Source organism: Rhodococcus sp. Leaf225 (assembly GCF_001426145.1).
GTDB lineage: Bacteria > Actinomycetota > Actinomycetes > Mycobacteriales > Mycobacteriaceae > Rhodococcoides.
Genome location: NZ_LMRN01000009.1, coordinates 915,951 through 929,505, shown reverse-complemented (window position 1 = coordinate 929,505; position 13,555 = coordinate 915,951). Strand labels below are relative to the sequence as shown.

The following is a 13,555-nucleotide window of genomic DNA, read 5'->3' as shown; positions in this document are numbered from 1 at the left end:
GTCTAGATTCCCCGAGCCGGGGGTACGTCAGGGCAGTCAGGGAGCCAGGCGCGGAGCCGGAGCCACCGTCTGCGTGCCCGACCCGACGCGGAAACCCGCACCGAAGTAGGCCGTCGACGCGGGATCCTCCTTGGCGGTGACGTACCAGTGATCCATCTGCGCGCCCGACGGCGTCACCTCGAAGACACCGAACCCGTGCGTGTCGAGGTCGACGTACTTGACGTGGTGGTTGAAGGCCTTGAACGCCTCCTCCGCCACCCGTCCTACCGTGTGCTCCGGGACCTTCAGGAAGTCTTCGATGTTCGCCGAGGTGACCGACGTGACCACCAGCTCGGTCGCCACCGTTCCCGCCGCCGGGTACGCCGCGGCGTCGACCGGGATGTCGCACGCCCACGAGGAGTGGATGTCGCCGGTGATGAACACGGTGTTGTCGACTCCCGCGGTACGGATCGCGTCGAGCAGCCTACGACGGTCGGCCGTGTACCCGTCCCACGGATCGGCGTTGTAGGACACGCCGGCGGCCGGGAGCCCGAGCAGCTGGGTGACACCTCGCGCCGCCTCGGGGTCCAGCGGCGGAATCAGAGTCGGCGTGATCATCACCGGGTTGCCGATGATGCGCCACTGCGTGGGCGACGACGTCAGACCTGCCGTCAGCCACGCCATCTGGTCGGCGCCGGTGATGGTGCGATCCGGCGAGTCCACCGCCGGGCCCTGGAACGGCAGCACCTGCTTCGTACGGTAGGTGCGAAGATCGAGCATCGACAGCTCCATCAGCGTCCCGAACCGCAGTCGGCGGTACAGGTGCCGGTTGTTCGCGGTTCCCGCAGCACGCACGGGCATCCACTCGTAGTAGGCCTGAACCGAGTTGGCCTTGCGCGAGGCCCAGTCCCCCTCGGTGTCCGGCTGATGGTTTTCGGCGCCCGTGGCGTAGGCGTCGTTCGCCGACTCGTGGTCGTCCCACGTGCAGATCCACGGAACACCTCGGTGAGCGGCCTGGAGATCCGGATCGGACTTGTACTGGCCGTGCCGGATTCGGTAGTCGGCGAGGGAGACGATCTCGTGCACTGGATCGTGCACTCGCACGACGCCGTTCTTGCCCTCGAAGCCGCCGGTCTCGTACTCGTAGATGTAGTCGCCCAGATGGATGATCGCATCGAGATCCTGGCGGGCGGCGAGATGGCGATACGCGGAGAAGTACCCCGACTCCCAATTGGCGCACGACACGACGCCGAATCGCAGGCGCGCGACGTCGGCCTCGGCGGCAGGGGCAGTACGGGTGGTGGCCACCGTCGACGACTCGCCCGCCGCCGTGAAGCGGTAGTGATAGGTCGTCGCCGGGCTCAGACCGGTGACGTCGACCTTCACCGTGTGGTCGGTGTCTGCAGAGGTGACGACGCTGCCCGAGCGCACCACGTCGGTCAGCGCGGCGTCGCGCGCCAGCTCCCACGTGACGGTGGTGGCCGGTCCACGGCCGGACCCCGGCGTCGCGTCGGGGGTCGGCGTGACGCGGGTCCACAGCAGGATCGCATCCTCGAGTGGGTCGCCCGAGGCGACGCCGTGCCGGAAGACGGACGACGACTGCGCCGACGCGGTCCGCGCGGTGAGGGTCGCCGCGGCGCCCACCCCTGCGGCGAGGGTGGTGGTCCGGAGGAAGCCGCGGCGGTTCAGAGAAGTCTCGTGCACGCCCGTGAGTCCATGCCATGGGGGCCGATCGGTCAAGTGAACGTTCGAGCGGCGCCCTCTCAGGAACAGGACCCCCCGGTCGAATCGTTGCCTCACACATGAAGGCAATCGTCTACACCGAGACCGGTGCACCCTCCGTCCTGACCGCAGTCGACCGCGACATCGTGGAGCCCGGCGTCGGCGAGGTGCGGGTGCGCCTCGTCGTCGCGGGGGTCAATCCCACCGACTGGAAGTCGCGGACGGGCGCGGGTCCGGGGCAGAAGCCCGCGTTCGACGAGGTGGTTCCGGGCCAGGACGGGGCCGGTGTCGTCGACGCGGTCGGCCCGGAGGTCGAGGGCATCGCCACCGGTGACCGGGTGTGGTTGCTGCTCGCCCAGCACGAGCGCCCCACCGGAACCGCCCAGGAGTTCACCGTCGTCCCGGCGGATCGCGTGGTCCGGCTGCCCGAGAACGCCGACTTCGACCTCGGCGCCTCGCTCGGCGTCCCGGCGGTGACCGCCCATCGCGCGCTCACCGTGTCCGAGGACGGACCGTCCCGTCTCCATCCGGGCGCATTGGACGGCAAGACCGTCCTGGTCGCCGGCGGTGCAGGTGCGGTCGGCCACGCCGCGATCCAACTGGCCCGCTGGGCCGGCGCCACCGTCATCACGACGGTGAGCGGCCCGGAGAAGGCAGGTCTGGCCACCGCAGCCCGTGCGCACCACATCGTCAATTACAAGTCCGGCGACGCTGTGGCTCGCATCCGCGAACTGGCTCCGCACGGTGTGGACATCATCGTCGAGGTGGCTCCCGCCCAGAACGCGGAGCTCGATGCCGCCGTCGCCGCACCCCGCGCGTCGGTCGCGATCTACGCGAACAACGGCGGCGACGCGGTCTCCATCGACATCCGCCCGAGCATGGTCGGCAACATCCGGTACCAGTTCGTGCTGCTGTACACCGTGGGAACCGCCGCTCTCGAGGCCGCGAAGCACGACGTGACCGAGGCTGTTCGGGCCGGTGCACTTCCGGTCGGTGAGTCGCACGGGCTGCCGCTGCACCGCTTTTCTCTCGGTGCCACGGCCGACGCTCATGCCGCCGTCGAGTCCGGGGTGACCGGAAAGGTGCTCATCGACATCAGCGCCCCGTGATCCTTTCGTGTCAACGGTCGAGAGGCCATTGACAAATGGTGTGATCGCGGTCACCATTCCCGGATGATGGTGCGCCGCCTGGCCGGTCTCGCGTTCTTTCTGGCCGTGGTGGCCTTCGTCGGCTTCACCACCGCGGTGTACGCCCGGACATTCGAGTCCGTGGTGACGGTGGAACTGCGCACCGATTCGGTGGGAAACGCGCTGCCACCCGACGCCGACGTCAAGGTGCGGGGAGTCATCGTCGGCCAGGTGCGATCGTCGACCACGGAGAACGGTGTCGTGATCTCCCGCATCGCGCTCGAGGAGGACTCGGCACCGATGATTCCGGCGTCCGTGACGGCGCGTCTGTTGCCCAAGACGCTGTTCGGCGAGCGCTACGTCGCACTCCAGATTCCGCGGGGAGGGACGGGCACTCCCATCGCGGAAGGCGACGTCATCGAGCAGGACACGAGCGGCAACGCCATCGAGGTCGGCCAATTACTGGACAGCCTGCTGCCCTTGCTCGACGCCATTCCCCCGGACAAGTTGGCCACCACTCTGGGCGCGCTGTCGCAGGCCCTCGACGGGCGGGGCGAGGCACTCGGTCGCACCCTCGACCGACTCGACGAGATCGTCACCGGCCTCAGCCGTGAACTGCCCGCGCTGCAGCAGGATCTCGTCGACTTCGCCGCCCTGACGGAGACCTACTCCACCGCGGCTCCGGATCTGCTCGACGCGCTCGACAACCTCACCGTCACGGGCAACACGCTCGTCGAGCGACGTCCCGCCGTCGACACGCTTCTGACGTCGGCGACCGCATCGTCCGGCAGCACCGCGGACCTGCTCGCGGCGAACGCCGAGTCGATCATCACCATCGCCGACGGCAGCAGAGAGACGTTGGAGTTGCTCGCCGAGTTCTCCCCCACGTTCGGGTGCATGCTGCCCAAGTTCGCGGGCCTGATCGGGGAGGCGAGACGCATTCTGGGAGTGGGTGATCCGTACCCCGGTGCGCGCGCCACCATCAATTTCGTCAACCCGCGCGGCGGCTACCTCCCCAACCAGGACGAACCGCGCCTCTTCGACGACAGGCCGGCCGCCTGCTATCAGGACGTCACCGCACCCGGACGGTTCTTCCCGCAGTACCCGGGCAGTGGACTCAACGACGGGTCGTACCAGGTGCCCTCACGCAATCCCGGCCCACAGGACATCGAGTACGCATCGCTCCCACAGCAGTCACCCGTTCCGGCCGACGCGTCGTACGCCGGATCGGACGCCGAGCGAGACACGCTGGCCGTCATCTACGGACAGGGCAGCGGCGTCGAGCCCACCGCGGTCCCGTCCTGGACGACGCTGATCGGCGCACCCGCACTCCGCGGCGCCGAGGTGGCGATCCGCTGACGGCAGCAGGTCAATTCCGTTCGATGACCGGCTCCGAGGACCACGGGAACTCGATCCACAGATCGGTCTCCCGCCACGAGAAGTCCGGCGTGATGATGGTGCGGGGCTTGGTGTAGACGACGGCGGACTTCACCTCTGCCGCATGCTCTTTCAGCAAGCCCACGACCAGCGCGAGAGTGCGCCCGGAGTCGGCGACGTCGTCCACGACGAGCAGCTTCTTGCCCACGAGTGCATCGGTGTCGAGCAACGGCGCGAGCACCACCGGATCCGGCAGCGTCTCCTCGACGTCGGTGTAGAACTCGACGTTGAGCGTGCCGGCGGCTTTCACGCCCATCGCGTAGGCCAGAGCCCCGGCCGGGATGAGTCCGCCGCGTGCGATGGCGATGACGATGTCCGGCCGGAAGCCACTGTCCACGATGGTGCGTGTGAGCTCACGCGACGCCGTGCCGAACAGGTCCCACGTCAGTGTCTCGCGCATGGAGGCTCACGTTACCCGTAGGGACGACACCAGACCGGACGAGGAATCACGGCCACTCGATGGTCTCCGCGGCGGCGATGTCGTCCACGACCATGGTCACCACGGCCTCGATCGGTGACCCGATGCGGGCGAGGAGCACTTCCGTGACCGCCGCCGACGCACGGATCGCAGGCGCCGCGGCCATTCTCGCCACGACCACCTGGCCGTCGTCTCGCCGGTCGTCGGGGTCCTGACTCTCGTCCTCGGCGCTCGACCCGCTCGTCCGACGCTCCGGTTCCGGATGGACCCCCAGGGTGCCGAGCACCACGGCCACGACGTCGGACGGATCCGACCCGGTGTCCTTCGCGGCGGCCTCGCGGACGACGGCGCCCACGTCGTCACCGTCGAGGCCGTCGGGATGAGCAGCCTCGAGGAGCATCCGCAGGATCGCGGCGTAGACGTCCTCGACGCGAACACCGTTCTGCGAAGCCAGTTCCGACACAGCATCGTCGACCGCGTCGGCATCGGAGTCTCGCAGCGCCGCGGAGAGTCGGACGATGCCGTCGGCGACATCGCGTGCGGACGCCGGCCAACGCAGCGGCCAGGTGGTGGTGGTCATCGTTCGGGTCCTCTCGTGCTGAGTGCCGTCACGATGTCACGGCCGTCCGACACGGGGCTCTCTCACCGCCGCTCGACGACTCCACGGATGAATGCCGCCTGGCCGATGTGCTGTAGATCGTCGGACACGACACTGACGAGGCGGACGGCCAGCGTGACCGGCGGATCCCAGTTCTCGTCGATCACCCGGTCGAGGTCTTCTGCCGTGAGGGTGTCGAGGTACTCGACGGTGCGCGCATGAACGGCATCGACGTACCCGGCGAGGAGCTCAGCGTCGACGTCGACCTTGCTCACGTCCTCCGTCGACTGCCCGTACCCGATGGCGTCGTCGTCGAACGGAAGTGCGAAGCGGGCGTTCCATCCGTCCGCTGTGTAGACCTGCTCGCTGCCCGCCACACCCGCGACGTGATCGTCCTGCACCCGCGCGAGATGCCACACCAGCCAGGCGATGGTGTTGGCCTCCGGATCGATGCGGTAGGTCAGCGCCTCCCGATCCAGGCCGTCGAGCGTCGTGTGCACGGTCTCCTTGATGCGGTCGTACGCGTCGATGAGCACGCCTCTGTGGTCCACGGGTGGTCTCCTCAGTGTCGAGTCGGTCGAGGTTCCCATGGTGGCACCGGTCCATCCCGGTCAGCGCATCAGCATCTCAAACCTCTCGAAAACAATTTATCGGACTTTTTTGCCACGGACGTTAACGAAATGGTTCACCCGGCCGAAACAATGGCAGACACCATCGCATCTGGCCCTGACGGGCCGCAGTTCACGCCACGATCGTGGCTGAACCAAACGCCCTCACCGGCCAATCGAAAGCGATTCTGATGAACAAGGCAACAAAGGGCGCGCTGGCCGCTGTGGCGGCAATCGTTCTGCTCCTGGGCGGCATGGGCAGCTTCGCGCTCTGGAACAGCGAAGCAACGACGAATGGCGGGACGGTCACCGCCGGCGACCTCAAGATCACCGCCAACGCCGCCGCAGGGCTGTGGGAGCAGACGACCTCGGACGTCAAACCCGCAGGACCGATCCCGAACATCGCCACCTACCTCGTGGTTCCGGGTGATGTGGTCACCTACACGAAGACGTACGACATCGAGGCCAGCGGTAACAACCTTCTCGCCGACCTCAGCGTAGATCTCAACACCATCACGGGAACCGGCAACCTCAAAGAGAACATGGTCATCAGCGTGTCCGGCACCTCTGGCGCGACCGCGTTGCCCAGCACCGGATCGGCCGTCCGTATCGCCTCCAGCGATCAGACCGTCACCGTCAAGGTCACCTTCAGTTTCCCGACCTCGGTGTCGGGTCTGACGGCGCAGAACGGAACAGTCAATCTGTCCGCGTTCGCCGTGAAGCTGCAGCAATCCCGCACCCCCTGATTCTCTGATCTTCGCGGTGAAACACATCAGATATGTCGTGGCCGCAGCCGCGTCCGTCGCTGTGGTGGTCCTCGGATCCACCCAGACGACGGGCGCGCTGTGGCGTAACGATGCCGTCACCAACGGCGGAATTATCCGCGCCGGCACACTCGACATCAAGGTCGGCGCGTCCGGAGCGGAAGTGGACGCCTACGAGTTGGCCGCTCTGGGTGGAACGAATTTGGGCCCGGATGCCTTCTCTCAGGCACCGCTGACGGTCAGGAATGCGGGGAACATCGCCATGAGGTATCGACTCCAGAGCGCCGCAGCCACTGCTCCGCTCGCGTCGTCGATGACTGTCGTCGCATCCAAAGTCGCTTCTGTTGCGTCATGTCCGGCTGCCGCGCCACCCAACGGAACCGTCGCGACGCTCTACAACGGACCACTGGCGACCGCGCAGGGTCCTGCGTCACCCGCCTTCCGCACGCTCGCGGCGGGTGCGTCAGAAGTTCTGTGCCTCCGCGTGGCGCTCACGGCGAGTCCGCCGTCGAGAGCGTCGACAAAGGTCACCTTCACCTTCCTTGCGGAGCTCGGATGAGCCGCCACCGCTCGGCCCGCGACCTGGGCGCGCGGTGGTGGATCGGCCGAATTCTCTCGTACACAGCGTTGTTCGGCGCCCTGGCAATTCTGGCGGCGACTGTGGTCGTGCCGCGAATTGCGGGCGCGGTGCCGTACACGATCCTCACGAGCTCCATGGAGCCGACGTACCCACCCGGCACCCTCATCGTCGTTCGCGAGGTGCGACCCGCGGACCTCGGAATCGGGGTGCCGGTGACGTATCAACTCGAGTCGGGCCGTCCCGAGGTGGTCACGCACCGGATAGTTTCGGTTCTCGAGTCTGCGGACGGGGGCACCCGGTACATCACCCGAGGTGACAACAACAACGCCGACGATGAACCCATCGAGTTCGGCCAGATCAGGGGAGCGGTGTGGTACTCGGTGCCGTTTCTCGGTCACGTGAACACATGGATCAACGGCGAACAACGTCGAATCTCTGTACTGGCGATCTCCGGAATCTTGTTCCTCTACGCCGTGGTGATGTTCGGTGGCGCTCTTCGCGGCCGTCGTACAGAGAAGGAGTCGTCCACATGACGCACGCGACGGACCGACGTCCGCGTCGAATGTCCAGCGCGCGACTTCGTGCGCTCCTGTCCCTCGGGATAGTGATGGGCCTCGGGAGCGTCGGCACCATGGCGGCGTGGTCCGACACGGCGACGGCGACTTCCGGCCTGTTCACCACCGGTTACGTCGATCTCAAGCTCGACGGCGTCGATGATCAGCCCGCGAAATTCACACAAGACGTGAAAGCGACTGACATGATTCCCGGCACGACCGTCACCACGCCTCTCATCGTGTCGAACGCCGGAACGGTGCCGTACCTGTACTCGGCCAAGGTACGGGCGAGTACACCGGGAATCGCGAATGTTCTCAGAGTGGCCATCGCTAGTGGCTCCTGCCCGGGGACCGAAATAGGCTCCACGACAACATTGTCGAATACATCGGACTCCACCCTCTTCCCCGCCAGGGGACCTGTAGCGGCGTCCGGATCGGATCCGCTCTGCGTGGCGGTGTCCATCCCCGCCTCCGCCATTCTTCCGCTCAACCCGGTCTCCGGAACCGTGACCCTCACGTTCGACGCGATGTCCGCATGAGCGGCCACCACCGACAGCCGGAAAAACGAGAGCACAGCGTCATTCGGGAGCTGGCGCTCACCGTCGGCGCTGCGCTGGGTGTCCTCTGCATGACGGCAGCCGTCGCAGCCGCGCTGTTCTCGATCACCCCGCTGGTGTTCCAGTCCGGATCCATGTCCCCCGCGATCGACACCGGTGCGCTCGCCTTGGCTCGCACCGTGCCCGCCACCGACGTTCGTGCCGGCGACATCGTGACCGTGGAGCGTGAGGACGGTTCACGTCTTACGCACCGGGTCGACGATATTCAAGGTTCCACCTCGGACTCGGTCACGATGATCCTCAAGGGCGACGCCAACGATTTCCCCGACTCGAATCCCTACACGGTGACCGAGGTCGATCGAGTATTCGCTCACGTCGGAACACTTGGGTGGGCTGTGGCCTGGCTGTCGAGCCCGACAGCGATAGTCGCCGGCGGCCTGCTCGTAGGGCTCCTCGTCCTCATCGCGTGGAAACCAAGTGCCACGGCGCCGGCGCAGACCGCATCTCCGTCGTCAGGATCGGCGACAGTCATGGTCAGCGTCTTCACTGTCGCTCTGTTGGCACTGTCGGTCACCGGCGCGCCTGCCGCCCACGCAGCACTCGCCCCGGACTCGGGAACTGCTGTGTCCGGCACACTGACCACGAGGGCGGGGGTTGCCGCACCTGGATCGTTGGCCTGCGCCAACAAGCAGGGCGGGGCTCTCAACCTGATCTCCATGGTCACTCTGAGCTGGGCGCCCTCAGGAACCGGCGCCACCTATACGTATGTCCTGCGGAAGTCGGGGAGCGCCGACATAGCGAAGTCGGCGTCACCGACGACGACGGCGAGCGGGCGCGTGTCGTTCGACCTCGACAATGGGGCCCTGATCAACCTCGCTCCACTCACCGGGGTCTACACCGTCTTCGTCACCGCGACGATAGGCGGCGTCACGTCGGCGCCCAGCAATTCGCTTACTGTCACCATGAACCCGGGCTTGGCGGGCATCGCCGCGAGCGCCCGCTGCGGGGGCACTGCCGCTCAGTCCGCGCGAGTCGCAGCGCCTCCGGCCACGTCGACAGAATCGATCAATCCGTCGGCCACACCGACATCCACCGCACCGACCGTGACCACCTCAGCGGCGACGACCACAACCCCGTCGGTCACGTCCGCGGCTCCGACGACGACGTCCACCGCCACGACCACCACGACCGCCACACCCACGACGACCAGTGCGCCAGCGGCGCCCGTCGATCTCGTCGGACCGCGTACATCACCGTCAGGCGCGTTCACCGCACGTGTCCTGGAGGACACGTCCGGCGCGGTCCTGACCGTCAGCGATTCGACGGGATCGACCCTCCATCGGGGTCAGGCACCGCCCTCGTCCGGCGGCTATCTCGTGGTATGGGCCGATGACGACTCCTTGTGGTTCCGGGACTCCGCTGGACTGCGAAGGCTGGCGGCCAACAACAGCTGGTCTGCCATGACAGTGCCGGACGATGACGCCTCCGTCCCAGCCGAGGTCCGATCCGTACTCGGGTGAGTCGAATCGGGAACTGCGTGGACGTGCTCGCTATTGATAGCTCCGGGGAACGAAGTGTTTCAGTTTCTGAACTTCCGGGAAACCGTGTGCCGACCTGATCCGTCGGCTCGAAGGACTCCCATGACCCATGACACGGCCACACCTCGGCAGCGCACCGAGCCCGCATCGTCGGGCCAGGTTCTCCTGGTCGTCGTCAGCGCGATCATCGCCGTCGTCGGTGGATTCCTGGGCTCGGGCGCCGTGGTCGGCACACCGATCGCCGAAGCAGCCGACGGCGCCCTCAGCGCGACCGCCACCCTGGTCGCACCGGCGGGACCCGCATTCTCCATCTGGTCGGTCATCTACCTCGGACTGATCGCCTACGCGGTGTGGCAGGCACTGCCCGCCCAGCGCCGGTCCGAGCGGCAACGAGCACTCCGCGTACCCATCGCCGTGACGATGCTGCTCAATGCCGCGTGGATCACCGTGGTGCAGTTCGGGCAGGTACTGCTGAGCGTCGTCGTGATCGTCGCGCTACTCGCGAGCCTGGCGTTCGTGTTCGCGCGGCTGATCGCGGCTCCGCGGACCACCGCCGTCGACACGCTGATCACTGACGGGACGATGGGCCTCTATTTCGGGTGGGTGGCGATCGCGACGGTCGCGAACGTCAGCGCATGGCTCGCGTCGACGGGCGTCGAGTCGGCGGCCACCCTGTGGGCCGTTCTCGTTCTCGTCGTCGCGGCGCTCGTCGGACTGTTCCTGGCCACCGTCTCCGCCGGACGGATCGCGCCCGCACTGTCTCTCGCGTGGGGACTCGGGTGGGTCGCGCAGGGGCGCCTGTCCGGCGAGGTCCTGAACACCACCGTCGGGTGGACTGCCGCGACGGCGGCAGTCGTCGTTCTCGTGGGCACGGTCGCCGTGCGAGTGCGCTCCCGCTGACGTTCCGTGTTCCCGCGGCCGCTGCAACCACCACGGGAACACACAACGCCCGCGGGAACCGAGGCGTCACCCCTGTCGATACCGACAGTGCATCGCTGCAGTGCAATTTTGACTTGGACTTGTATGACACCGCGCCTTAGCGTCGTCTGTACAACCACGCACTGCGAGAAGGGCTGATGCACTGATGACTGCAACGGTGACGACGACCGCTCCTCTGACCGGGGAGCTGATCATCGCCGGGTCCACCGTCCCCGGCACCGGCACGACCGTCCACGGCATCGATCCGTCCACCGGCGCGGATCTTGAGCCCGCCTACCGGCACGGCACGATGGCCGACGTCGACGCGGCCTGCGCGGCGGCGGACGAGGCCTTCGACGCCTACCGCTCCACGACGTCCGAGGCGCGCGCCGACTTCCTCGACGCCATCGCCGAGAACATCGAGGCGCTGGGCGAGACGCTCATCGAGCGCGCGGTGGCCGAGTCCGGCCTGCCCGTCGGTCGGATCACCGGCGAGGTCGGCCGCACCAGCGGACAGCTCCGCCTGTTCGCCTCGGTGCTCCGCGAGGGCAGCTGGAACGGTGCCCGCATCGACCCCGCACAGCCGGATCGCGCACCCCTTCCCCGCGCCGACATCCGCCAGCGCACGGTCTCACTCGGACCGGTGGTCGTGTTCGGCGCCAGCAACTTCCCGCTCGCCTTCTCCGTCGGCGGCGGCGACACCGCATCGGCACTCGCCGCCGGATGCCCCGTCATCGTCAAGGCCCACGACGCCCACCCGGGTACGTCCGAGTACGTCGGCCGCGCGATCACCGAGGCCGCCGCGTCGACCGGCATGCCGGCAGGAGTGTTCTCGCTCGTCTACGGCGACGGCCGCACCATCGGCACCGCTCTGGTCACCGACCCGCGCGTCAAGGCCGTCGGCTTCACCGGATCCCGTTCCGGCGGAACCGCTCTGGTACGCGCCGCAGCCGGTCGACCGGAACCGATCCCGGTGTACGCCGAGATGAGCTCCATCAACCCGGTGTTCCTGTTCCCGCACGCCCTCGAGACGCGGGCCGCAGATCTGGGCCGCGCCTTCGTCGCCTCCCTGACGCTCGGCTCCGGACAGTTCTGCACCAATCCCGGCCTCGTCATCGCGCAGGACGGACCGGAACTCGACGCCTTCGTCGCGGCCGCTGCGGACGCCGTCGCGGCCAGCACCCCGACCACCATGCTGACGCCGAACATCGCCGACAGCTACGGCAAGGGTGTCGACGCGCTGAGCGCCGCCGCAGACGAGGTCGCCCGCGGCACCGTCACCGACGCACCCAACGCCGGCCGCGCGGCACTCTTCAGCACCGACGCCGCGACGTTCCTGGACCGAGACGTGTTGCAGGCCGAAGTGTTCGGCGCATCCGCGCTCGTCGTCCGCTGCACCTCGGCCGAGCAGGTCGCCGCCGTGGCCCGCGCTCTCGAAGGTCAGCTCACCGCGACGATCCACGCCGACGCCGCCGATCACGCCGACGCCGGACGCCTGCTCCGCGTCCTCGAGCTGAAGGCCGGACGCATCCTCTTCGACGGGTGGCCCACGGGCGTCGAGGTGGGCCACGCGATGGTCCACGGCGGCCCTTACCCGGCGACGTCCGACTCACGCTCGACATCGGTCGGCTCGCTCGCCATCGAGCGGTTCCTGCGCCCTGTCGCGTACCAGGACGTTCCCGCCGCGCTGCTCCCCAGCGCCATAGCCGACGGCAACCCCGACGGCATCTGGCGGCGTGTCGACGGCCAACTCTCCCGCGACTGACTCCACCCTCCCGCACCACACCGGCCGGCCTCCGGCCTTCCCGCACCACCCCCCTCGTACACCAGGAGATCTCATGCTCGACGGCGTCCTCTTCTTCCCTGTCACCCCCTTCACCGACTCCGGCGAGGTGGACCACGCACTTCTCGCCGAGCACATCGCGAAGGGTGTCGACGCGGGCCCCGGCGGTGTCTTCATCGCCTGCGGCACCGGTGAGTTCCACGCTCTCGAGGCCGTCGAGTTCGGCGAGATCGTCGCCACCGCGGTGCGTACCGTCGCCGGCCGCGTCCCGGTCTACGCGGGCGCGGGTGGTTCGGTGGCCCAGGCGAAGATCTTCGCCCGGGCCGCTCGTGACAACGGTGCCGACGGAATCCTGCTGCTCCCGCCCTACCTGGTGACCATGCCGCAGGCCGGCCTGGTCGAGTACACCCGCGAGGTCACCTCCGTCACCGACCTGCCGGTGATCGTCTACAACCGCGGCAACGCGCGCTACGACGAGGCGTCCGCCGTCGAGGTCGCCCACTTCCCCACCGTCGTCGGATTCAAGGACGGCACAGGCGATCTGGATCGCGTCTCGCGTATCGTGCGCGCGGTCGAGGACTCCCTGGCGCCCACCGGCAAGGCGTTCCAGTTCTTCAACGGACTGCCCACGGCCGAGGTCTCGCAGCAGGCCTACCGCGCCATCGGCGTCACGCTCTATTCGTCGGCCACGTTCGCCTTCGCCCCGGAGCTGGCCCTGGCGTTCTACACCTCGCTCGAGAACGACGACGTCACGCTCACCGACGCCCTGCTGCGCGAGTTCTTCCACCCACTCGTGCGTCTGCGCGACTCGGTACCCGGTTACGCCGTCTCCCTGATCAAGGCGGGCGTCACCCTCGAAGGTGTTGCCGCCGGCCCCGTTCGGGCACCGCTGATCGACGCCGCCCCCGCGGACGTGGAGGCCCTCACCGCGATCATCGCAGCCGGCCGCGCCGTGCTCGCCGACTCCCTCGC

At 67.9% G+C, this 13,555-nt stretch carries 14 protein-coding genes; 10 read left to right on the top strand and 4 right to left on the bottom strand.

The window, feature by feature from the left end:
- Positions 1-36: 36 nt before the first annotated feature.
- A complete protein-coding gene (locus ASG69_RS08625) occupies positions 37-1,683 on the bottom strand; it encodes an alkaline phosphatase D family protein (RefSeq protein WP_056441995.1) in 1,647 nt (548 codons plus the stop codon).
- A gap of 98 nt (positions 1,684-1,781) precedes the next feature.
- Between ASG69_RS08625 and ASG69_RS08620 the strand changes: the two genes are divergently transcribed.
- Positions 1,782-2,810 carry an NADPH:quinone reductase gene (locus ASG69_RS08620; RefSeq protein WP_056441992.1) on the top strand — a complete coding sequence of 343 codons (1,029 nt, stop codon included), beginning with the start codon at positions 1,782-1,784 and terminating at the stop codon, positions 2,808-2,810.
- A 66-nt stretch (positions 2,811-2,876) separates the two neighbouring features.
- Positions 2,877-4,187 carry an MCE family protein gene (locus ASG69_RS08615; protein ID WP_056442420.1) on the top strand — a complete coding sequence of 437 codons (1,311 nt, stop codon included), beginning with the start codon at positions 2,877-2,879 and terminating at the stop codon, positions 4,185-4,187.
- 10 nt (positions 4,188-4,197) lie between these two features.
- Here ASG69_RS08615 and ASG69_RS08610 read toward each other — a convergent pair whose 3' ends face one another.
- The 3 genes from ASG69_RS08610 to ASG69_RS08600 form a co-directional block, all read right to left on the bottom strand.
- Entirely contained in the window at positions 4,198-4,665 is a 468-nt protein-coding gene (locus tag ASG69_RS08610) for a phosphoribosyltransferase (RefSeq protein ID WP_056441990.1), read from the bottom strand.
- Positions 4,666-4,711: 46 nt separating this feature from the next.
- Positions 4,712-5,263 (bottom strand): hypothetical protein, encoded by a 552-nt coding sequence (locus ASG69_RS08605; RefSeq protein WP_056441988.1) that lies wholly within the window; start codon positions 5,261-5,263, stop codon positions 4,712-4,714.
- A gap of 62 nt (positions 5,264-5,325) precedes the next feature.
- The gene (locus ASG69_RS08600; RefSeq protein ID WP_027504721.1) at positions 5,326-5,832 is read right to left on the bottom strand and encodes a mycothiol transferase; all 507 of its coding nucleotides are present in this window, start codon (positions 5,830-5,832) and stop codon (positions 5,326-5,328) included.
- Between the two features lie 248 nt (positions 5,833-6,080).
- Here ASG69_RS08600 and ASG69_RS08595 point away from each other — a divergent pair, with 248 nt between their 5' ends.
- The 8 genes from ASG69_RS08595 to ASG69_RS08560 form a co-directional block, all read left to right on the top strand.
- A complete protein-coding gene (locus tag ASG69_RS08595) occupies positions 6,081-6,635 on the top strand; it encodes an alternate-type signal peptide domain-containing protein (protein ID WP_056441982.1) in 555 nt (184 codons plus the stop codon).
- A 16-nt stretch (positions 6,636-6,651) separates the two neighbouring features.
- Positions 6,652-7,212 (top strand): hypothetical protein, encoded by a 561-nt coding sequence (locus ASG69_RS08590; protein WP_056441978.1) that lies wholly within the window; start codon positions 6,652-6,654, stop codon positions 7,210-7,212.
- Positions 7,209-7,766 (top strand): signal peptidase I, encoded by a 558-nt coding sequence (locus ASG69_RS08585; protein ID WP_056441975.1) that lies wholly within the window; start codon positions 7,209-7,211, stop codon positions 7,764-7,766. Before ASG69_RS08590 ends, ASG69_RS08585 begins: the two co-directional genes overlap by 4 nt.
- Positions 7,763-8,326 (top strand): SipW-dependent-type signal peptide-containing protein, encoded by a 564-nt coding sequence (locus ASG69_RS08580; protein WP_082544325.1) that lies wholly within the window; start codon positions 7,763-7,765, stop codon positions 8,324-8,326. The genes ASG69_RS08585 and ASG69_RS08580 overlap by 4 nt, the downstream gene beginning before the upstream one ends.
- Positions 8,323-9,864 carry a signal peptidase I gene (locus ASG69_RS08575; RefSeq protein WP_056441968.1) on the top strand — a complete coding sequence of 514 codons (1,542 nt, stop codon included), beginning with the start codon at positions 8,323-8,325 and terminating at the stop codon, positions 9,862-9,864. The genes ASG69_RS08580 and ASG69_RS08575 overlap by 4 nt, the downstream gene beginning before the upstream one ends.
- A 120-nt stretch (positions 9,865-9,984) precedes the next feature.
- Positions 9,985-10,782, top strand: coding sequence for a TspO/MBR family protein (locus tag ASG69_RS08570; protein ID WP_056441965.1), 798 nt, complete (start codon positions 9,985-9,987; stop codon positions 10,780-10,782).
- Between the two features lie 184 nt (positions 10,783-10,966).
- Entirely contained in the window at positions 10,967-12,565 is a 1,599-nt protein-coding gene (locus ASG69_RS08565) for an aldehyde dehydrogenase (NADP(+)) (protein WP_056441962.1), read from the top strand.
- A gap of 73 nt (positions 12,566-12,638) precedes the next feature.
- The coding region (locus ASG69_RS08560; RefSeq protein WP_056695747.1) for a 5-dehydro-4-deoxyglucarate dehydratase at positions 12,639-13,555 on the top strand (917 nt) is incomplete at its 3' end.